This window comes from Mycolicibacterium wolinskyi (assembly GCF_002101965.1).
Classification (GTDB): domain Bacteria; phylum Actinomycetota; class Actinomycetes; order Mycobacteriales; family Mycobacteriaceae; genus Mycobacterium; species Mycobacterium wolinskyi.
The window spans coordinates 67650-87739 of sequence record NZ_LQQA01000029.1 but is presented as its reverse complement, the minus strand read 5'-3'; the positions used below and the strand labels follow the sequence as shown (position 1 = coordinate 87739).

19 protein-coding genes are annotated in these 20090 nt (G+C 65.3%); 7 read left to right on the top strand and 12 right to left on the bottom strand.

The genetic code is table 11. The features are described 5' to 3' along the window. Positions 1-84: 84 nt before the first annotated feature. Genes AWC31_RS21665 through AWC31_RS21645 form a run of 5 tightly spaced genes read right to left on the bottom strand, consistent with a single transcriptional unit; the run spans position 85 to position 5086 of the window. Positions 85-447 (bottom strand): cupin domain-containing protein, encoded by a 363-nt coding sequence (locus AWC31_RS21665; RefSeq protein ID WP_085146041.1) that lies wholly within the window; start codon positions 445-447, stop codon positions 85-87. Positions 448-475: 28 nt separating this feature from the next. Beyond that, positions 476-1684 carry a cytochrome P450 gene (locus AWC31_RS21660; RefSeq protein ID WP_085146040.1) on the bottom strand — a complete coding sequence of 403 codons (1209 nt, stop codon included), beginning with the start codon at positions 1682-1684 and terminating at the stop codon, positions 476-478. Positions 1685-1727: 43 nt separating this feature from the next. Continuing rightward, positions 1728-3239: an APC family permease gene (locus AWC31_RS21655; RefSeq protein WP_085146039.1), complete on the bottom strand. Its 1512-nt coding sequence runs from the start codon at positions 3237-3239 to the stop codon at positions 1728-1730. Between the two features lie 39 nt (positions 3240-3278). Beyond that, entirely contained in the window at positions 3279-3731 is a 453-nt protein-coding gene (locus tag AWC31_RS21650; RefSeq protein WP_085146038.1) for a flavodoxin domain-containing protein, read from the bottom strand. Positions 3732-3769: 38 nt separating this feature from the next. After that, complete coding sequence (locus tag AWC31_RS21645) at positions 3770-5086, bottom strand: FAD-dependent oxidoreductase (protein WP_085146037.1); 1317 nt, start codon at positions 5084-5086, stop codon at positions 3770-3772. A gap of 265 nt (positions 5087-5351) precedes the next feature. Between AWC31_RS21645 and AWC31_RS21640 the strand changes: the two genes are divergently transcribed. Beyond that, complete coding sequence (locus AWC31_RS21640) at positions 5352-6011, top strand: TetR/AcrR family transcriptional regulator (protein ID WP_234816946.1); 660 nt, start codon at positions 5352-5354, stop codon at positions 6009-6011. 11 nt (positions 6012-6022) lie between these two features. Here the strand turns inward: AWC31_RS21640 and AWC31_RS21635 are convergent, their stop codons facing one another. From AWC31_RS21635 to AWC31_RS21620, 4 genes are all read right to left on the bottom strand, one after another. Continuing rightward, positions 6023-6793 (bottom strand): FadR/GntR family transcriptional regulator, encoded by a 771-nt coding sequence (locus AWC31_RS21635; RefSeq protein WP_165766018.1) that lies wholly within the window; start codon positions 6791-6793, stop codon positions 6023-6025. 83 nt (positions 6794-6876) lie between these two features. Continuing rightward, on the bottom strand, positions 6877-8280 hold the full coding sequence (locus tag AWC31_RS21630) for an APC family permease (RefSeq protein WP_234816945.1): 1404 nt from the start codon (positions 8278-8280) through the stop codon (positions 6877-6879). Next, entirely contained in the window at positions 8273-9475 is a 1203-nt protein-coding gene (locus tag AWC31_RS21625) for a glutamine synthetase family protein (RefSeq protein ID WP_234816944.1), read from the bottom strand. Before AWC31_RS21625 ends, AWC31_RS21630 begins: the two co-directional genes overlap by 8 nt. A 142-nt stretch (positions 9476-9617) precedes the next feature. Then, a complete protein-coding gene (locus AWC31_RS21620) occupies positions 9618-10634 on the bottom strand; it encodes a phosphotriesterase family protein (RefSeq protein WP_085146034.1) in 1017 nt (338 codons plus the stop codon). A gap of 231 nt (positions 10635-10865) precedes the next feature. Between AWC31_RS21620 and pdxS the strand changes: the two genes are divergently transcribed. The 6 genes from pdxS (at position 10866) to AWC31_RS21590 (ending at position 17118) form a co-directional block, all read left to right on the top strand. Beyond that, entirely contained in the window at positions 10866-11747 is an 882-nt protein-coding gene (gene pdxS, locus AWC31_RS21615; protein WP_110775224.1) for a pyridoxal 5'-phosphate synthase lyase subunit PdxS, read from the top strand. A 31-nt stretch (positions 11748-11778) separates the two neighbouring features. After that, positions 11779-13152: an aminotransferase family protein gene (locus tag AWC31_RS21610; protein WP_085146032.1), complete on the top strand. Its 1374-nt coding sequence runs from the start codon at positions 11779-11781 to the stop codon at positions 13150-13152. A 6-nt stretch (positions 13153-13158) separates the two neighbouring features. Further along, entirely contained in the window at positions 13159-13893 is a 735-nt protein-coding gene (locus tag AWC31_RS21605) for a gamma-glutamyl-gamma-aminobutyrate hydrolase family protein (protein ID WP_085146031.1), read from the top strand. Position 13894: 1 nt separating this feature from the next. Further along, positions 13895-15256: an aldehyde dehydrogenase family protein gene (locus tag AWC31_RS21600; RefSeq protein WP_085146030.1), complete on the top strand. Its 1362-nt coding sequence runs from the start codon at positions 13895-13897 to the stop codon at positions 15254-15256. 66 nt (positions 15257-15322) lie between these two features. Next, positions 15323-16414 carry an S-(hydroxymethyl)mycothiol dehydrogenase gene (locus tag AWC31_RS21595; protein ID WP_085146029.1) on the top strand — a complete coding sequence of 364 codons (1092 nt, stop codon included), beginning with the start codon at positions 15323-15325 and terminating at the stop codon, positions 16412-16414. A 29-nt stretch (positions 16415-16443) separates the two neighbouring features. Continuing rightward, positions 16444-17118, top strand: coding sequence for a DUF1361 domain-containing protein (locus AWC31_RS21590; protein WP_085146028.1), 675 nt, complete (start codon positions 16444-16446; stop codon positions 17116-17118). Here the strand turns inward: AWC31_RS21590 and AWC31_RS21585 are convergent. The 3 genes from AWC31_RS21585 to AWC31_RS21575 form a co-directional block, all read right to left on the bottom strand. After that, positions 17115-17762: a response regulator transcription factor gene (locus AWC31_RS21585; protein ID WP_085146027.1), complete on the bottom strand. Its 648-nt coding sequence runs from the start codon at positions 17760-17762 to the stop codon at positions 17115-17117. The genes AWC31_RS21590 and AWC31_RS21585 overlap by 4 nt on opposite strands. After that, on the bottom strand, positions 17759-19054 hold the full coding sequence (locus AWC31_RS21580) for a sensor histidine kinase (RefSeq protein ID WP_085146342.1): 1296 nt from the start codon (positions 19052-19054) through the stop codon (positions 17759-17761). The genes AWC31_RS21585 and AWC31_RS21580 overlap by 4 nt, the downstream gene beginning before the upstream one ends. Before the next feature lie 69 nt (positions 19055-19123). Continuing rightward, complete coding sequence (locus AWC31_RS21575) at positions 19124-20029, bottom strand: TIGR03564 family F420-dependent LLM class oxidoreductase (protein ID WP_085146026.1); 906 nt, start codon at positions 20027-20029, stop codon at positions 19124-19126. Positions 20030-20090 lie beyond the last annotated feature (61 nt).

The following is a 20090-nucleotide window of genomic DNA, read 5'->3' as shown; positions in this document are numbered from 1 at the left end:
TCTCGACATCGGCCTCGAAATTCGACGGAAGCGGCCGTCGGCCGGCCGGGTCCAGTGGTACCCGACCGGCCGAGGGAGACCAGCTCAGAAGACTGTGTAGACCTTCAGGATCGTGTCGTGGATGTCCCAGTTGCCGGTCCAGCCTTTCGGGAAGACGGCGCTGTCGCCTGCCTTGACCTCATAGGGCTCGCCGCCGTCCTCGGTGACCGTCATCCGGCCCGACAGCACTGTGATGCTCTCGTGGGTCTCGAACACCCACCGCGACGGGCCGGGCGCGCACTTCCAGATGCCGAACTCCCGGATTCCATCGCCGGTCCACAGCTTCTTACCTGCCGTCGCCATGGGTTCACCGGTGGCCTCGGGCAGTGGGCCCCAGTCTTCCAATTCGACTGCGTTGACGTCGCCGACGACGACCGCGGTCTCCGTTGATGTGCTTGACGTGGTCATGGGTTGCCTTTCTGGTTGTGTGAATTCGTTACGGGCACAGACGAAGTGGCAGGGTGTAGTAGTGCCGTGAGGCGTCGGTGTTCTTGATGACCGGCTCCCCCGCGAGTTCGATGCGGGAGTAGCGGGCGGCGATGCGTTCCCACACCACCCGGACCTCGGCTTCGGCCAGCAGCCGGCCCTGACAGCTGTGGCTGCCGAAACTGAACGTCAGGTTGCGCGACTGCTCCGGGGGCCGCCTGAAGTCGAACTCGTGCGGGTTGTCGAAGATGTCGGGGTCGCGGTTGGCCGCCCCCATGACCAAGCGCAGGACGCTGCCGGCGGGAACGTGAACACCGCGAATGACCAAGTCCTCCGTGGTCGTTCGGGTGATCACCGGCTCCGGTGCATCGAAGCGGACGAGTTCGGTGACGATGGCCTGCCGGACATCCGGCTCAGCCCGGAAGGCATCGAAGATGTCGTGCCGTCGGGTGAACATGTGCAGGCCCGACGAGATCAGATAACTGGCATCCATATGCCCGACGAAGTAGAAGAACAGCGTCGTCGCGAAGACCTCGGCCTCGGTCATCTCGCCGCTGTCCTGCAGGGCAAGCAGGTGATCGAGGAGCCCATCGCCGGGATTCGCCCGCTTGTGCTCGATCAGGAATGCGGTGCGCGCCCGCAGATACTCGTGGGCCTCCTCGCAGGCCTCGAAGTCACTGGCATCGGGTACCGCACTCAGGACGGGCATGGCCTTGCGCATCTCGCGCCGCACCGATTCGATCTCGTCCTCGGGCACCTGCAGCAGCCGGCACACCGTGACGTGGGTGGCCTCGACCCCGAGGGCGGACCCATCGACCAGCCCGTCCGCGCCGACCCGATCGAGGATCTCATCGGTCACCGCGGCGGTGATCTTGACCCAGTCCTGAATCCGCTTGGGGGTCAGCCACTTGCTGGTCAATCGGCGCAGCCGCGTATGGTCGGGCTCGTCGTGGCCCAGGGCCATGTCCTTGAGGATGCGCCATCCCCCGGCCTTCTCCCACTCCGGCGCGATGATCACCGAAGGGAGGCGGCCGTAGTGCATGAGGTCTTCGAACTTGGTGAGGACGAACGTACCGTCCTCGTCCCTCGAGACGGGCGCCTCGGCTTGCGCTCGGGCGTAGAAGGGGTAGGGGTCGATACGAAGCTCCGGGTCCTTCCACGGGAGATAATCCCGGGTGGCCGGACAGTCACTCGTCGTCCGAGTCTGGGTCACTGTCATGATAATTCCTCTCAACTAGGCTGTGCACCTTGACGTTTCGTGGTCACATGCGAGTCGGCACGACGGCGTCGGCCTTCTCCACCTCGCCGGTGTCGGCCCGGCCCAAACGGGCGAACACCTGAGGCTTGGCCGAACGGAAGTACAGCGCGAGCCCCGCACCGAGCACGAGCGAAGCGCCGAGCACCAGCAGCAGTCCGAGGTTCTGCCCGGGTGCGCCACCCACGACGAGATCGAAGTGCAGTACCGCGAGCACGATGGTGGGTCCCAGGGCGGCGACGGCCAGGGCCGGCGCGCCGAAGCACTTGAACCAGCTGGCGCCAGGCGGGATTCCCCTGCGGCTGAACCACACGATCACCGCGATGCTCACCAGGGTCATCAAGGCCAGAACACCGACTGTTCCCAGCCCGAACAGCTGCGCGTCCAGTCCCACGCCTGCCTGATTCGCCAGACCGAGCGGCAGGACCAGCAGAGCGACCACGACCGCGACCGCGACGGCCGCACGCGCGGGTGAACCGTGCCGTGGGTGCACTTGGGCGAATACCGCGGGCAGCGCCTTGTCGACGCCGAGGTTGTAGATGTAGCGCGCGGTCACGTTGTGGACCGAGATCGCCGCGGCCATCTCGGAGGTGATGATGAAGGCAAAAGTCAACTGTGTGAACACGGGTGCGGCGAAAGCACCGATGGCGCCCGGGAACATCATCTTCGGATCGTCCGTCGCCGCCTGCACGGCATTCGCGCCATAGGCCGTGGTGAGCAGGTAGCACGACACCGTGTAGAGCGCGCCGACGAACAGCACCGCGCCATAGGTCGCCCGCGGAATCGTCCGGTCCGGGTCCCGAACCTCGTCACGGAAGAGCGCCGTCGCTTCGAATCCGATGAAGATCATGATCGCGAACAGCAGCGCAATCCCGAAGTCGCCGTGCGACAGGCTGGCCGGGTTGAGTGGGGTGGCCGAGTATCCGTCCGGGCCGCCGCCGCGCAGCAACACCGCCACGTTGAACACCATCACGATCGCCACTTCCAAAACCATGGCGACACTTAGGATCTTGGCCGACACCTCGATGTGGAAGTAACACAAGATGCTGACGATCACCCAACAGCCGATGGCCCACAGCCACCACGGGGTCTCCGGACCGCCCATGCTCGACACCAGTTCGGTGACGGTCAGACCGGTGAACACGAAACATCCGCTCAGCATCAACAGGTAGGAAACGACCGCCATGAACGCGGCGCCCAATCCGGTTGCCTTACCGATACCGGCGCTGATGAAGGCGTAGAACGAGCCGGGTTTGGGCAGCGACTTGGTCATCGTCACATAGCCCACGGCGAACAACAGCATGCTGATTGTCGCGATGGCGAACACGAGAGTCGCCCCCTCGCCACCGAACATGATGCTGAACGGGATGAAGCCGGCGACGGCGGCGATGGGAGCGGAGAATGCGAGGACGGTGAGCATCAGCGAGCCCACGCCCATGTTCCCGGTGAGGTTGGACTGTGAAGTTCCGCCGCCGGCCGGCACTACGGGCGGATCGGCCGCCAACTGGTTTTCGGTCATATCCGTTGTCTTTCTTGAGGTTGGAGGGAGTCGGGCGCGTCAGACCCGCGCGGCGGCGAACAGGTCGTTGATCCAGGGAACCGCGACGTCGGAGGCATCGAGTCCGCTGTCGGCGTCATGGCGGCCGGTCTCTCCGACCTGCGTCGCGCCGAGGTCGGCGAACGCCGAGGCGAGGGTCGAGATACCGCGGTTGTAGGTGTCGTATGTGCTGTCGCCCAGGCCGAATGCGGCGAAGCGTGTGGACGACAAGTCGGGCTTGAGCTCGTTGAGCGCCGTGAAGAACGGCAGCGCGGTATGGGGCAGGTCGCCCTCGCCGTACGTGGAGGAGACGATGATGACCATCTCCCGCATGCCGAGGTCACCGACGTCGTAGTCCTCCATGTCGAAGACTTCGCTCTTGATCCCGTTGTCTTCCAGGGCTTTGGAGATGTCGTCGGCCACCATCTCCGAGTTTCCGGATTCCGTGCCGAAGAGAATCGTCACCGTGTCCATGCGTTGGCCTTCCTGTCGGATTGTTCGTGTTCGAAGGGCTAGAGATTGCTGGTCACCGGTGCGGTTGCGATCTCGATCATCTTGTCGAGATCTACGACCTTGCGGCGACATCGGTCGGGGTGGGCGGATCGACGCTCGTAGGCTTCGATCCGCTGCCAGTCTTCGAAGCTGACGACGCGGTCTCCGACGAGCGCTTCCACCGTGCGAAAACCAGGCCTTCCCAGCGGAATTCGTCGTGATTCAGCGTCCTTGACGATCTCACCGACGATCCGCTGCGCGTCCTTGCGGTTCTCCGGGATCGTCCCTTTTGCGCCGCGGCTCAGCCACCCGACGCGATAGACGTGGGCACCCGCCCACGCCTGGGAGGGGCAGCATCGATCATCGGACGGACCACAGGTGAAGCCGACCGCGGTGATCAACGTGTCTACCGCGAAGTCGACGAGGCGATGGTCACCGTACCGACGGCGGGCACGTAGAAGCGTGCAGCCGTGGCTGTTCTCGATGAGTTCGGGTGCGACGCCGAAGTGCAGGCGCACCCGCGTGCGATGGGTGTCGGCGCTCGTTGGCGCCGGCGAGCAAGCGAACGGACGCAACAGATCTGCCGTCGGCCCGCTGTCGTGTTCGTGCAGCCCGGTCACTTCGAGGTCGATGTTGCTCAGGGACACCACTTCACGCAGCATCGCCGTGTCGCACTTGGCCTCGGTCACCGCCGATCGGCTGATGACATCGATGGTCTCCGGTGCGGCCGGACGCAGTTCGTGGAGTAACTCGTCGTCGATGTCGGAGCCGACGAAGCCGTCACGGTCCTTGGACAGCAACCGAATCACGTCGACGGCCACGTTTCCCATTCCGACGACCGCCAACCGCCGGCCGAGCGGAATGTGGCGGCCGGTCGCGTCTTGGGGCAACGTCTTGGACGGAAAACCGTTGAGGGCCCGCAGAAGTGCCCCTGCGCCGAGCACGCGTGTCCCTGGTTCTTGCGGAATTCCCAACGGCCGATCTTTGGGAAGACCGGTCGCCAGGACGACGATGTCGAAGCTGCCCGCCAAGAGGTCGAAATCGATGTCTCGGCCCACCGACACGTTGCCGGCGAACCGCACCGAGCCCTTCGTGAACATGCGATCGAACTGGCGCGCCACACCCTTCGCACCCTGATGGTCAGCGGCGACGCCGTAGCGGATGAGGCCGTACGGCGCCGGGAGTGATTCGAAGATCGTGATGTCGGCATCCGCCCACTGCTTGGCGAGGAACTGAGCGACGTAGCAGCCGGACGGACCGCTGCCGACGACGGCGATCGCCGGTCGTAGCGGATTGGAAGCCGACGCTGGGGCGGCGACCAGGTTTGGGTCGTACATTGGTTCACCTCGGAAAAGTGGCCGAAAATCGGTCGAACCTGAATTTAGACTAGAGACGCGACTTGAGTCGCGTATTTCACACAATAAATCCCCGAACTGGGCGTGTCTATAGGTGCAAGCGGGGTTTACACACCGGTTACGCGACGACTTCGAATCGGCGCGCAACCTGTCGGCCGACCGGTAACAGGACTGGAATCGCGACCCGGTTACACTCGCGGTGCCGGCACCACTGCGGAGCAGGCATGCGATCAACTAGGGGGCATGGGTGGCACAGTCCGTGAGTCCGACGGTCGGCACCGCCTGGCATCACGAGCTAGCCGGCGGGTTGCGTAAGCGGCCGCTTCAGGAGCGGTCGAGGGCAATGATCCAGCGCATCCTCGACACCGCGGCAGAGTTGGTGGAAGAGGTCGGCTATGAAGCGGTGGTCGGGTCGCCGACGCTGTTGCTCGACAAGTCGGGGATCAGCCGGGGCTCGTTCTACGCGTTTTTCGAGACTCCGGAACGCGTCCTCGACGAACTGTCATACCAGCGCATCCAGCAGTCGGCGGTCGCGTTCGAGGAGGCACTGCGCAGCAGGCCCGGCGACCGATGGATCGAGATTGTCGACGCCGTAATCGACTTCTACACTGCCGAACACCGGATTCCATTGATCCGGGAGCTGTGGGTGCGCCAGAACCTGACGCACCGGGTCAGACAGCTCGATCACCAGGCGATCGACGATTTCGCAGCCGTTGTCCTGGCCGAATTCCGCAGGCACACTCCGCTGTTCGGTTCGCTCACCCAACTGCAGTGCAGAGTCGCCATGCACGCCGTCGAACGCCTCTTCCAGCTGGCTTTCACCGACGACCCCGACGGCGACCCGGCCACGATCGCCGAGGTCAGGCGCATGCTCGCCGATTATTTTGCCGGCTACTCCGGCGAGTGAGCCACGCATCGTCACCCGGCCGAAGCCTCCACGTGGCGATCCTTGAGCGTCGCAAGTAGTTTCTGCACGCTCCACATACTTCGTTGAACGTGCGCGCTCATCGCTCGCTCGGCCTCGTCGGGCTTGCGCGCCTGCACCGCCTCCAGAACTTCCTGGTGCTCTGCGATGGTGGCTTCGTGGAACGTGCCGCCCTCGGGCAGCAACGCCAAGGCGGGGTGACAACACTGCCGGGACTCCTCGATACCGCGGATCAAGAAGGGGTTCGCGGTGATGTGCGCCAGCGTCAGATGGAAGACCGCGTCACTTCTCATGAACGAGGCGTCGTCGGACGCCTCCTGCAGCAACGCGTGGGCGGCCTCCAGGTCGTTCAGCTCTGTCGCCGTGCGCCTTTCGCTTGCCAGCCGTGACACCGAGGGTTCGACGAGACACCGGTACTCCATCGCGAGGCGGATCTCGTCGCGGTTCTCGATGGCTTCCATGATGACGTCGTGGAAGCGCGACTCGTCTTCGCCTGCGCCTCGGACGAAGGCTCCGCCGTTGCGACCACGGCGGCGTTCGATGAGGCCTTCCAACTGCAGTTGGCGGAATGCCAGCTGGACCGGAGTCCTGCCGACGCCGAGCATTTCGGCGAAATCCCGCTCGGAGGGCAGCGCCGAACCGGGGGGAAGCAGGCCGAGGCGAATCTCTCGGCGAACGAGATCGGCCACGTACCGGTTGACGTCGACGTGGCTCGGCGGGAGCGACACGGCCCCGCTCGATATGCCGCTGATCAGGAGACTCATGCGCTCAGCCGACCCGCTCGCCTGCGATGGCTCATCGCACAATGCTACCCACTCGACACTGCTCGTCATGACCGGCGCATTCCTCAGTCGGACTCGGCGGGGTCGAGCATCTTCATGTGCGTCGCCGCCCTGGTCCGCAGATAGCCGGCGTAGTACGCCAGGGACACGACGACGATGACGACGGCGGTGAGCTGGTCTTTTCGCGTCTGCTCGACGAGTACTACCAGGCACAGCGCGATCGCAGCCACCGGCGCTGCCGGCCACAGCGGCATGCGGTACGGCCGGACGAGTTCGGGAAAGCGAACCCTGCTGACGATCGCCGACAGCGCGACGAGGATCATCTCCAACGCGATGACCGTGCCGATCACGGTCGCCATTGCCTCGACATCCATCGTCAGAATCAAGATGATGCCGGCGATTCCGATGACAAGCGTTGCGACCCATGGTGTCTCGAACCGCGGATGCACCTTGGCCAGCGCCCTGCTGATCGGCGCAGGCCACATCGTGTCGCGGCCCGAGCTGTAGATGACCCGAGCGAAGTACGGGGTGAGCGCCATGACGCCGTTCACCACCGCCAGCGCGATACCGAGGCTGACGATCGTGTTGAACAGCTCGCCGCCGGTATCGGTGAGGAACTGCTGCCATGGCGTCGGCGACGTGGTGAATTCCTCCAGCGATCGCGCTCCCAGCAGGCCGCCGAGCACCGGGATGACACCGAACGACACCGCGACCGCCAAGGAGATGAACACCGAACGGGCGATGTTGCGCCCGCCGCCCGACGTCTCCTCGGAGAACAACAGTGCACCTTGAAAACCGTTGTACGTAAAGGCAGCAACGGCGACCGCCGCCATGAGGGTGCCCACGGCCAGAGCTTGCGGACCGTCGGGCCCGAATACGGTGGGCGTGAGCACCTCGACCAGTGAATGCTGGGTCTTGACGAAACCGAGAACCGTTACGAAGACGACTACCAGCAGTTCGACCGCGAGCAGCAGGCCGACGAGCCGCGCGCTCAGCCGGACGCCGAGGATCGCGATGACCGTCCCGACGGCGATCACCGCGGCGCCGACCCAACGCGCGTCGAGGGGCACGACGACGTTGAGGTAGGTGGCGATCGTCAACGCCACCACCGCGGGGATCAGAAACGCACACACCGGTCCGGTGAACACCAGGGACACGAAGCCCGCGGCCTTGCCGAGGGTTCGGGCCACGACGGAATAGTCACCGCCCGCGATCGGATAGGCGCTGCCCAGTTCGCCGTAACACGCTGCCATCGACAGTCCGAGCAGGCCCGCGATGACCAACGCCCATACCGCGCCGGTCCCGGCCATGTTGAGCAGGATCGGTGCGATGGCGAAAACCCCGACAGCGGGCGTGATCGCAGCGACGCACAACGCGACATTGCCCCACAGGCCAAGGCTGCGGCTCAGTTCCTGTTCGTAGCGCTCGGCTTTCGCCACGGCGTCAGTGGTTTCCTGCGACTCAGGCATAGCGCTGCCTTTCCCATTCACTCACAGCGTTCTGCCATGCGTGCAATTCCCATTCCCGCGTGTGCAGATAATGTGTGCAGAACTCAGCACCGAGGACCTGGTCCAAACGTCCGTCCCGGTTGCGGAATTCGACGATCGCCCCTTCGAGGCTCGTAGGCAGCGCACCATCGTGACCGTCGAGTTGGCCACGGTCGGGCACAGTGCGATCGATCAAGCCGAGATGCACCGACGCCGCGATGGCTGCCAGCGTCAGGTATGGATTGCAATCCGCGCCGGGACGTCGCAGTTCGAATCGGCTCGCCGCCGGGCTCTTCAGCAGTGCGCGAAGGGCAAAGGAGCGGTCGTCGGGCCCGCAGGCCGCACTGACCGGTGCGAAGTAGCCGGGAACGAGCCGCTTGTACGAATTGATCGTCGGGTTGTAGATCAGGCTGAGGGCGGGCAGATGGGTGAGCATTCCCCACGCCGCGCGCCGGTAGAACTCATCGTCTCGATTGCCCGCGGCCGCACCCAATGCGTTGTCGCCGACTTCGTCCCACATCGAAAAGTGCACATGTGCGCTCGATCCTTCTTCGTGCGCAACGGGTTTGGCCATGAAGTTGGCAGACAGGCCGTGCCTGCGGGCGGCTTCGACCGCGACCAGCCGCAACAATGCTGCGGTGTCGGCGGCCGCCACACCGTCCTGCGGGTCGACGTTGACCTCGACCAGGCCGGGCGCCCCCTCGCTGTGCACGACGGAGAGGCCGAGTCGTAGCTCGTCGGCATATCGGCGGAGGGTGCCGATGAAGTCGGTGACATGGGAGAGGGTCAGCGGACTGTAACTCAAGCCGGCAGTCGCGGGTTCCCACGTGCCTTCGCGGAACAGCCGAAACTCGAACTCGAACGCCGCCTTGAGCTTCAGTCCATGACTTGCGAGCGCATCCAGGGCTCTGCGCAGGACCTGACGCGGACTGACGGCACATGGCTCGCCGCTGGTCTCGTACAGGTCACCCAGCAGAAGGTAGGCGGCCGGGAACCACGGCATCGGACGCAGCGTGGTGAGATCGGGACGCAGCAGGAGATCTTTCGCGCCGCCCTTCAGCCCCATGGTGGACAGCGTGGTGATCGGCTCATCGAGGGGGTCGACCGCGAGCAACAGATCGGTGGTGGGAATTTCTTCGGTGAGTGCCCGGTCGGAGCTGATCAGCTTGGGATCCACGAGCTTCCCACGCAGATTTCCGTGGATATCCGGGAAGAGTGGTACGACTGAATGTGCGTCAGCCGGAAGGCCGTTCACGACGTCGGCCCTTGCCGAGTCGGCATATGTTGTGGACAACTGACTTTCCTCTAAGTCGATGGGCTCAAGGCCGATTTAGCAATCGGCGGGGATTGCCGACCATCATCTGCGTGATCGTGTCGTCACTGACCCCGTGCTCGTCACGTAGCAGCGGCAGGATGCGGCGGTGCAGATGGTCGTATCCGAAACCGCCGTAGTGCTTGAGATTTGCCTTCGTCCACACGTCACAGGCCAACACCAGTTGCTCGGCGTGGCCGTCGTGCAGCAGGGGCAGGAGGTGGTCGATCCGTTCGAGGTCGGTGGGATCCTTGAACAGGCCACTGAAGTAGAAGTCGGAACCGAACGTGTCGAATGCCATCGCGACGCCGGACTGCGCGACATCGGCGTGATAGGCCTTGTCGAGATGTTCGTCGAGGTGGCCCATGATGACGCGATCGGTCGACATCCCTTGACCCAACAAGATTTCCAGTACGTTCAGCGCTTCCGCACCGCGTGGCTCCAGGTGGATGCTCACTGATGCCTGTGTCTCCACCGCGGCTGTACCGGCCGCGGCGAGCACCTTCTTCTCCCGCTCGGTGACCGGTGAACTGGTGCCGATCTCACCGATGAGCGCCGCTTTGATGCCCGTGCCGTCGACGCCTACCCGGAGCTCACCGATCAGCAGCTCGGCGAGTTGATCGACGCTCCACTGCTCGACGTAGTCGGGGTGAGAGTCGTGGATGTAGAACCCGCAGCCGCTCATCACGTGCAGGCCGGCTCGTTTGGAGATCGTTGCCAGATCATCGATCCGGCGGCCGAGGCCGATGTTGGTGAGGTCCACCAGGCCGGCGTTCGGCACGCCAGCGAAGTACTCAAGCTCTCGCACGGCCAGGTCGACGTCGTCGATCAGCAGATTGTCCTCGAGACTGACCAGGTTCCAGTGAACAAATCCCAAGTTCTCGAGGCTGACCGCTGGTGGTTCCGGAACGGGTTCACGCGCGGGTTCGAACCAGACGCGACCGTCGATCAGCAGGTGCTCGTGCATGCTGGTTTCGCCCAACTCGGACGGTTCGATGGGGCCAAGGACTGTGTAGATCGGCATCGCACATCCTTAAATGGAGTTCGGTGAGCGCCTTTTTATCAGACGTCCTGACGCTTGGCAATACCTGAGACGTCAACGTGCAGTCGATGAGCCGACGAAACAGTCCCGTAATCAACGACTTTGCGGGCCGCCCCAGGGAACACGACGGACCACGTCTTGACGGACCGTCACCGCCACGGTAGAAAATGGATCGTGTCACAATCCAATCAACTCGCGGTCGACCCATCTCCGATAAACGTCGGTACCGCGCGGGTGAAGCGGGGTATGGCCGAGATGCTCAAGGGCGGCGTGATCATGGACGTCGTCACCCCCGAACAAGCCCGCATCGCCGAAGGCGCCGGCGCCGTGGCAGTCATGGCCCTCGAACGCGTCCCCGCCGACATCCGCGCCCAAGGCGGCGTCGCACGCATGTCCGACCCCGACATGATCGAAGCCATCATCGACGCCGTCACCATCCCCGTGATGGCCAAAGCCCGCATCGGACACTTCGTCGAAGCCCAGATCCTGCAAAGCCTCGGCATCGACTACATCGACGAATCCGAAGTCCTCACCCCCGCCGACTACACCCACCACATCGACAAATGGCACTTCACCGCCCCCTTCGTCTGCGGAGCCACCACCCTCGGTGAAGCACTACGCCGCATCACCGAAGGCGCGGCGATGATCCGCTCCAAAGGCGAAGCCGGCACCGGCGACATCTCCAACGCCACCACCCACATGCGCAAGATCGGTGGCGAGATCCGCCGGCTCACCACCCTGCGCGACGACGAACTCTACGTCGCCGCCAAAGAACTCCAAGCCCCCTACGAACTCGTCGCCGAGGTCGCCCGCGCCGGCAAACTACCCGTCACCCTGTTCACCGCCGGCGGCATCGCCACCCCCGCCGATGCGGCGATGATGATGCAGCTCGGCGCCGAGGGCGTGTTCGTCGGGTCGGGCATCTTCAAATCCGGCGACCCCGCCCAACGCGCCGCCGCCATCGTCAAAGCCACCACCTTCCACGACGACCCCGACGTCCTCGCCAAAGTCTCCCGCAACCTCGGCCAAGCCATGGTCGGCATCAACGTCGACGACATCCCCACCCCACACCGCCTCGCCCAACGCGGCTGGTGACAAGACGAATCATCAAGAAAGGGAACACATCATGACGTCACTGCAAACTCGCCACGAGCTGGAGACACAAGCTCTCGACCACCTTTGGCTGCACAGCAACGACCTGGAATGGAACGAACTGATCCAGGGCGGGCTACGGGTCTTCGTCGAGGGCAGCGGCTCGACGTTGATCGACGTGAACGGCAAGGAGTACATCGACGGCCTGGCCGGGCTGTTCGTGGTGGCGGCCGGCCATGGCCGCACCGAGATCGGTGAGGCCATGGCCGAACAGGCCGGCAAGATTGCCTACACCGCCGCATCGAATGCCGCCAACCCGGCAGCGATCAAGCTTGCCGGCAAGATCGCGTCCCTCACCCCGGGCGACCTCGACCGCGTGTTCCTGTGCTCGGGCGGATCCGAGGCAGTCGAGAGCGCGATGAAGATCGCCAAGCAGGTGCAGGTGATACGCGGATTTGGCAAGCGCTACAAGATCATTGCACGGCGTGGTTCCTATCACGGCACCACGTTCGGCGCTGCGAGCCTGACCGGCAGTGCGAGCGAAAAGTACTTCGGGCCGTTCATGTCCGGCGTCAGCAAGGTGCCCAACCCCAACCACTATCGCAACGATTTCGGTCTTGAGGGCGAGGCCGGCGACATCATGTGCGCCCGCTATGTCGAGCAGGAGATCCTCATCCAGGGTCCGGAGCATGTCGCCGCGGTGATCGGTGAACCGATCTCGGTCGCCAACGGGACTCACCTGCCGAGCCCGGTGTACTGGCAGATGCTGCGCGAAATCTGCGACAAGTACGGCGTTCTGCTCATCATGGATGAGGTCATCACCGGCTGGGGACGCACGGGCAAGGTGTTCGCCGCCGAGCACTACGGCGTTGTTCCCGACATCATGACCATGGCCAAAGGCCTTTCGAGTGGCTACGCACCGGTTGCGGCCGTGGCGGTCCGGTCGTCGATCTTTGACGATTTCCGTCCCGACGGGCACGCACTCGGACACCTGATCACCTTCGGCGGTCATGCCGTGGCAGCTGCCGCTGCCCTGAAGAACATCGAGATCCTCGAACGCGAAAACCTGGTCGAACGCTCCGCCGAGATGGGCACGTACCTGTTCGAGCTCGCCCAGGAGCTGCGCAGCCACCCCACTGTCGGTGATGTCCGTGGCGGCAAAGGTCTCTTGTGCGCAATCGATTTCGTCAAGAGCAAGGAGACACGCGAAGCGTGGGGAACATCGCATCCGTTCATCAAGCAGCTCGCACTGCGCACGCAGGAAGAGGGCCTGGTCACCCGGGTGTGGGATGTTTTGCACCTCGCGCCGCCGTTCGTGCTGACGCGTAGCGAAGCCGAGCGCGCCATCGAGATCGTCGACCGCTGCCTCACCGAGGCAGAGGCGAAGTTCGCCCACGAGATCGGCTGATCAGACGTGACCGTACCGGTCATCGGCGTCTGCACGGCGTTCGAAATCGCCCGCTGGGGCTTCTGGAATCAGCAGGCCGCGATCATCCCCGCGACCTACCTCGCCAAAATCCATGCGGCAGGCGGGATCCCACTCGGCCTCGTGCCCGACACGCGCGCGGTCGAGAACCCCGGATTGCTCATCGACCGCATCGACGGGCTGCTGTTGATCGGCGGTGTCGACGTCGAGCCGTCTTCGTACGGAGCGGCGAACAACGGCCGCACCGAGGCGACCGAACCGCTGCGCGACGAGTTCGAGCTCATGTTGGCCCGGGAAGCCATGCGGCGGGACATTCCCGTACTCGGAGTGTGCCGAGGCATGCAGGTTCTCAACGTCGCGGCCGGAGGCACGTTGCATCAACACCTGCTCGACGCCGGCTACGCCGAACACCGCCCCAGCCCGGGACGGCTCGACCACGCGACGTTCCACGAAGTCGAGGTGGACTGTGACACGCACGCGGCGAGGTTGTGCGGCAGCGGAATACAGGTCGTGAACTCGCACCACCACCAAGGCGTGGACCGGCTCGGCAACGGCGCCGTCGTCACGGCTCGGTCGCTACCCGATCAACTGCCCGAGGCAATCGAATGGCCCGACCATCGGTACGTGCTCGGGGTGCAGTGGCATCCAGAGGCGGCCGAACTGCAACACGCACTGACCGACTTCATCAACAGCGCAACTCACGCTCTCGGAGGAAACCACTGACATGGCCGTCATCGACGTAATCGAGCCCGCGACCGAGAAGGTCCTCCAATCGCTCGAACAGATCACACCCGCGGGGCTGGACGATGTGATCGCCCGCGCCGCCGTCGCGCAGCGGCAGTGGGCCGCACAGCCACCCCAGTTCCGTGCTGAGGTGCTGTTGGCCATCGCGGCGGCGGTCGACAACAACCGCGAAGCCCTGGCCCAGCTCGAGGCCCGCAACGTCGGCATGCCCATCAGCGATGCCCGTGGCGCGATCGCCGGCGTCGCAGCGACATTCCGCTACTACGCTGCCGCCCCGGAACGCCTTATGGGACACACCATTCCGGTGGCCGGCGGCGTGGACATGACGTTCCACGAACCCATCGGTGTGGTGGGGCTGATCACGCCGTGGAACTATCCGCTGACGATCGCCGCCTGGAAGGTGGCGCCGGCGTTGGCGGCTGGCAATGCGGTGGTGCTCAAGCCCGCTGAGCTCACACCGCTGACGTCATTGAGGCTCGGCGAGCTCGCCGTCGAGGCCGGGCTACCCGCGGGTCTTTTCAACGTCGTCGTCGGCCCGGGACGGACGATCGGCAGCCAGCTCGTCGAGCATCCCGCGGTCGGCAAGGTCGCGTTCACCGGTTCGACCGATGTCGGCAAGGACATCGCGCGGCGTGCCGCCGAGGGCATCAAACGCGTGACCCTGGAACTGGGCGGTAAGTCGGCGGCGCTGGTGTTCGCCGACGCCGACCTCGACGCGGCCGCCGAGGGCCTGACGGGCGCGGTCTTTGGGAACTCGGGACAAGACTGCTGCGCACGGTCGAGGGTGTTCGTCGAACGGTCCGCTCTGGAAACGTTCCTCGAGAAACTCGAGAAGGTCGTCTCCAACATCGTCGTCGGCGACCCGCTCGCGGAGAACACTCAGATGGGCCCGCTGATCTCGGCGGGTCATGCCGCCACCGTGCAGAGCTACGTCGATGACGCACCCGTGCTGTTCCGTGGTTCGGCGCCGACGGGGCCCGGGTACTGGTTTGCCCCCACCGTGCTTCATCCCATCGCCGACGACCATCGTTCGGCGCGTGAAGAGATTTTCGGGCCCGTTGTCTCCGTCCTCGCTTTCGACAGCGAGGACGAGGCGGTTGCCCGAGCCAACGACACCATCTACGGCTTGGCCGGATCGATCTGGACGTCGAACGCCGCACGCTCGATGCGCGTTGCGCGTGGGGTGGACGCGGGGGCACTGGCCGTGAACTCGTATACCTCCGTGCGCATCACGACGCCGTTCGGCGGTTTCAAGCAGTCAGGTTTGGGCCGCGAACTTGGTCCAGATGCGCTCGACGCCTACACCGAAGTGAAGAACGTCTTCTTCAACACCGCATCGTAGGCACTGGCCGGGCCAACCGCTGATCGCCGGCAAGCGCATCGATGGAACTCAAAGAAAGGACTCACCATGCCTCAGACAGTGCGCGGTGTGATTTCGCGGTCCAAGAAGCAGCCCGTCGAGTTGGTCGACATCGTGATCCCGGATCCGGGTCCGGGTGAGGTGGTGGTCGACATCATCGCGTGCGGGGTGTGCCATACCGATCTGACCTACCGCGAGGGCGGCATCAACGACGAGTACCCGTTCCTGCTGGGCCACGAGGCCGCGGGCACCGTGGAGGCCATCGGCGAGGGCGTCACCCATGTCGAGCCCGGCGACTTCGTGGTGTTGAACTGGCGGGCAGTATGCGGGGAATGCCGCGCCTGCAAGCGGGGCCGCCCGAACCTGTGCTTCGACACCCACAACGCCGCGCAGAAGATGACGCTGACCGACGGCACCGAACTCACCCCCGCCCTGGGTATCGGCGCGTTCGCCGACAAGACCCTGGTCCATGAGGGCCAGTGCACCAAGGTCGATGCCGAGGCCGATCCGGCCGTGGCCGGGCTGCTGGGCTGCGGCGTCATGGCCGGCATCGGCGCGGCGATCAACACCGGAGCCGTCGGTCGCGACGACACCGTGGCCGTCATCGGCTGCGGCGGCGTCGGTGATGCCGCCATCGCCGGCGCCGCCCTCGTCGGCGCCAAGAAGATCATCGCCGTCGATCTCGATGATCGAAAGTTGGAGTGGGCGCGGGAGTTCGGCGCCACCGACACGGTCAATGCCGCCAATGCGGATGTGGTGAAGTCGATTCAAGATCTGACCGACGGTCACGGTGCGGATGTGGTCATCGATTCGGTGGGTCGGCCTGCGACCTATGAGCAGGCGTTCTACGCGCGCGACCTGGCCGGCACCGTCGTGCTGGTCGGCGTGCCCACCCCCGACATGACCCTGGAAATGCCGCTCGTCGACTTCTTCTCCCGCGGCGGATCACTCAAATCCTCCTGGTACGGCGACTGCCTACCCGAACGCGACTTCCCCACCCTCATCTCCCTCTCCCTGCAGGGCCGGCTGCCGCTGGAAAAATTCGTCTCCGAACGCATCGGCCTCGACGCGATCGAAGACGCCTTCCACAAAATGCACGCCGGCGACGTCCTGCGCTCAGTGGTGGTACTGAAATCCTGAGACGTCGGTCCACCCGGCAAACTGGAGCCATGACCAACGCCCGTCGCGTCGTCCTGATCTTGTCCTTGCTGGCGACGACCGGGCTGACGTTGGTGCTCGGTGTCACCGATCCGGCCGCGCCGCTGTCCTACCCCACTCGGTTCCTAGTGTGGAATTTGTTCCTGGCCTGGATTCCCATGGTCTTCGCCGTCGGATTCGCAGTGGTGCGCCGGCGACTGTGGTTGGTACCGCTCGGCCTGATCTGGTTGGCGTTTCTACCGAATGCGCCTTACCTGGTCACCGATCTCGTGCATCTCGGCGAGGGTTATGAGTTGTGGCGCCACGTATTGCAGTACGGGTTCGCGGCCTGGACCGGGATTCTTCTCGGGGTGGTGTCCCTGCTGCTGGTGCACCAGCGCGTCGACCGTGATCTCGGCCGGGCGTGGGGTTGGCTGACCGTCGTCGTCTCGGTGGGACTGTGTGCGATCGGGGTGGTGATCGGCCGGTTCCAGCGATGGAACTCCTGGGATCTTGTCACCCGGCCGGAGTCGGTGGTGGCCGCCACGCTCGAGTGGGTGCGCTCGCCGTTCGCCTACGTCCAGTCGACGGGCGTGGCGATCGCCGTCGCAGCGTTTTTCGGGCTGGCCTATCTCACGGTCTGGTCTCTCAGCGGACCCGTCGACGTGGCGCACCAGCGCACCACCGTCCCTGGCGAGCACACCTAGGAATTCAGATACGTCACGACCGCCAGCACACGGCGATGGTGAGCTTGTGACGGTGGCAGGTTCAGTTTGGCGAAGATGCTGGTGACGTGTTTTTCGACAGCCCGCTCGGAAATCGAAAGCTTGTCCGCCAGGCCACTATTCGAATGCCCCTCGGCCATGAGGGCGAGCACTTCGCGTTCGCGCGCGGTCAGGCGGTCGAGCACGTCGACACCGCGCCGGGCGCCCATGAGTTGGCGCACGACCTCGGGATCCAGTGCCGTCCCGCCCGCCGCGACGCGTCGTACGGCACTGTCGAACTCGCCGATATCGGCGACCCGATCCTTGAGCAGATAACCCACGCCTTCCGGACGACCGGCCAACAGTTCGGCGGCGTAACGTGTTTCGACCCACTGCGAGAACAGCAGCACGCCGATGTGCGGGTGGGTGCGCCGCAGTGACACCGCCGCGACCAACCCCTCGTCGGTGTATGTGGGTGGCATGCGGATGTCGATCACGAACACTTCGGGGCTCAAGGTGTCGGCGATATCGCGGAGTTCCTCGGCGGTGCCGACCTTGGCCACCACATCGTGCCCGCGTTCCAAGAGCAGTTGGGTCAGGCCGTCGCGCAGGATCGCATTGTCCTCGGCGATTGCCAGCCGGGTCATCGCTCCGCTCCGGACGGCACCACAGCGGTCACCGTGGTGGGACCGCCCTCCGGGCTGTCGATCTCGAGCGTTCCATCGACCATCCGCAGCCGGTCGGCCAGCCCGGTCAAGCCAGATCCGTTCGCCGGGGTGACCCCGCCGGAACCGTTGTCCGCGACCGCTATCCGCAGTTCGGTGCCATCGCTGTGCAGCCATACCGTGGCCTGGGTGGCACCGGAGTGTTTGGACACGTTCGCCAGGAGCTCGGCCACGCAGAAGTACGCCAACGTTTCCACGCCGAGCGACGGTCGCACCTTGATGTCGTCGACCAACTCCACCGGGATGGGATTGCGGGCCGCAAGGGTCTGCACCGCGGGACCCAACCCGAGATCCAGTGCGGGCGGCCGGATTCCGCGTACCAGGTCGCGTAGCTCGGTGAGGGTGTCGCGGGTGTTGGCCAGCGCATCGGCGACCAGTTCACGCGCACGGTCGGCACGGTCGGGCTGCGCCAACTGCTCTTCGGCGCGCGCCAGCGTCATCGCCACGGCGATGAGCCGGGCCTGAGTGCCGTCGTGCAGATCGCGTTCGACGCGGCGCAACCGCGCGGCGGCGTCGTCGACGACCTCGGCGCGGGCCTGCTCGAGCTGCGCCACCCGGCGCTCCCGGCCGGTGGACGCCAACAAGGTCTTGGCCAGCCACAGATGAGCGCGCCCGATCCAGATCATCGCCCAGCCCAGCAGGTACAGGGCGACGGCGCCGCCGACGGCCATCAACAGGTAGAGCCCCAGCGAATCGACCGGCTCGCCGAAGCTCACGACCGACTCCCCGGTGATCAGCCACAGCGCCGGCGCGACCACGAGCACCGCCGAGATGGCGATTCCGACGAGCACGAAGTAGCCGACCGGTGTCATAACGATCGCTTGGAGAGCCAGGAACCCGAGGGCACGCCAGCCGACCACGTCGGTCAGCGCGGCCGCCACCGTGTGCGGCCAGCCGGCAGGGCGGACGAAGCGCTCGGGCTCGTCGATCTGGACCCCGACGATTCGGGCCAGTGCTCGGTAGAGCCGGTTCCACAACCGCCCGCTCAGCACCACCAACGCCAGCAGCGGTACCCCGATCAACGTGACGAGCAGGAGCCCGGACACCAGCCCGGTGCAGAAGAGGTACACCACACCGGCGACGGCGAGCACGCTGATCAGCACGAAGTACAGGTAGGCCCGCCAGGCGGGTGCCCGCAGCGGGGTCAGCAGGATTCGGCGCCAGTCGTCATGGGTGGCCGACGGTGCCAACGCGGTTGTAGTCACGGGAACCATGGTCGCCGGACGGAGCGGCACCCGACGAGCGTGCTGCCCGGCCAATCGGTGGTGCGGTTGTCCACACCGTCAGGCATCGAGTCGGCGCAGCAGCGCACGGGTGCGGGCCCTGGTCTCGGGTGACGCGTCGAACACCACACCGACGTATTCGTCAACGCCGTCGAGGGCCCGGATCCGTTCGGCGACGGCGGTTTCGTCGCCGATGATCGCGGCGTCCTCGGGTCCGGCATAGCCTTCGCGGTCGAGCATCGCCCGGTAGGACGGCAGTTGGCCGTACATCGCGAATTGTTTGGCTGCCTGTGCGCGGGCGCCGTCCACGTCGTCGGTCACGCTGACCGGGAGTGCGGCCACCACGTTGACTTTCCGCCCGGCGGCGGCGTCGCGCAGCGTCGGTGCGACGTGCTCGGCCAGCGTCTTGGGTCCGGTCATCCAGGTGACGGTGCCCGCGGTGTGCCGCCCAGCGAGCTTGAGCAGCTGCGGCCCGAGCGCGGCGATGTAGACGTCGGGCGCGACGGCGCCCGGGATCTGCAGCGCACCGCGCGTCGTGACGGTCTCGCCTGGCGCGTCGGCCGGACGACCGGCCAGCAGCGGCTGCAGCCCGTCGAGGTACTCCCGCAGCCGCCGCACCGGCTTGTCCCACGGGATGCCCCACATCCCCTCGGTGACCGCCTGGTGCGTCATGCCGAGTCCGAGGATGAACCGGCCACGGCTGATCAGGTTGAGCGTCAGGGCGCGCTGGGCGAGCAGCATCGGATGCTGGTTCTGGATCGGGATGACCCCGCTGCCGACCTCGATCCCGTCGACCTCGCGGAACGCAACCGCCAGGACGGTCAGCAGATCGGGCTCGTAGGGCATCTGCGTCATCCACACCCGGCGGAATCCCTCGTCGCGCAACTGGGCCAGGGTCTGCACGGTGGCGTCGATCGGCGAGCGGCCGCCGGTATCACTGAGTGAGCTGAGGATGCTGATCTGCATGTGCCCACGCTAAGTGGTGGGTTGGGCAAAAAAATAGGGCGGGTTCGGGAGGACACTTGGG

Bases quoted from the DNA above. Each gene is read 5' to 3' on its own strand.
- AWC31_RS21610 (WP_085146032.1), top strand. From the start codon at position 11,779: ATGACGTCACTGCAAACTCGCCACGAGCTGGAGACACAAGCTCTCGAC.
- AWC31_RS21630 (WP_234816945.1), bottom strand. From the start codon at position 8,280: ATGCCTGAGTCGCAGGAAACCACTGACGCCGTGGCGAAAGCCGAGCGC.
- AWC31_RS21595 (WP_085146029.1), top strand. From the start codon at position 15,323: ATGCCTCAGACAGTGCGCGGTGTGATTTCGCGGTCCAAGAAGCAGCCC.
- AWC31_RS21650 (WP_085146038.1), bottom strand. From the start codon at position 3,731: ATGGACACGGTGACGATTCTCTTCGGCACGGAATCCGGAAACTCGGAG.
- AWC31_RS21660 (WP_085146040.1), bottom strand. From the start codon at position 1,684: ATGACAGTGACCCAGACTCGGACGACGAGTGACTGTCCGGCCACCCGG.
- AWC31_RS21655 (WP_085146039.1), bottom strand. From the start codon at position 3,239: ATGACCGAAAACCAGTTGGCGGCCGATCCGCCCGTAGTGCCGGCCGGC.
- AWC31_RS21645 (WP_085146037.1), bottom strand. From the start codon at position 5,086: ATGTACGACCCAAACCTGGTCGCCGCCCCAGCGTCGGCTTCCAATCCG.
- AWC31_RS21590 (WP_085146028.1), top strand. From the start codon at position 16,444: ATGACCAACGCCCGTCGCGTCGTCCTGATCTTGTCCTTGCTGGCGACG.
- AWC31_RS21600 (WP_085146030.1), top strand. From the start codon at position 13,895: ATGGCCGTCATCGACGTAATCGAGCCCGCGACCGAGAAGGTCCTCCAA.
- AWC31_RS21665 (WP_085146041.1), bottom strand. From the start codon at position 447: ATGACCACGTCAAGCACATCAACGGAGACCGCGGTCGTCGTCGGCGAC.
- AWC31_RS21580 (WP_085146342.1), bottom strand. From the start codon at position 19,054: ATGGTTCCCGTGACTACAACCGCGTTGGCACCGTCGGCCACCCATGAC.
- AWC31_RS21575 (WP_085146026.1), bottom strand. From the start codon at position 20,029: ATGCAGATCAGCATCCTCAGCTCACTCAGTGATACCGGCGGCCGCTCG.
- AWC31_RS21635 (WP_165766018.1), bottom strand. From the start codon at position 6,793: ATGAGTCTCCTGATCAGCGGCATATCGAGCGGGGCCGTGTCGCTCCCG.
- AWC31_RS21585 (WP_085146027.1), bottom strand. From the start codon at position 17,762: ATGACCCGGCTGGCAATCGCCGAGGACAATGCGATCCTGCGCGACGGC.
- AWC31_RS21620 (WP_085146034.1), bottom strand. From the start codon at position 10,634: ATGCCGATCTACACAGTCCTTGGCCCCATCGAACCGTCCGAGTTGGGC.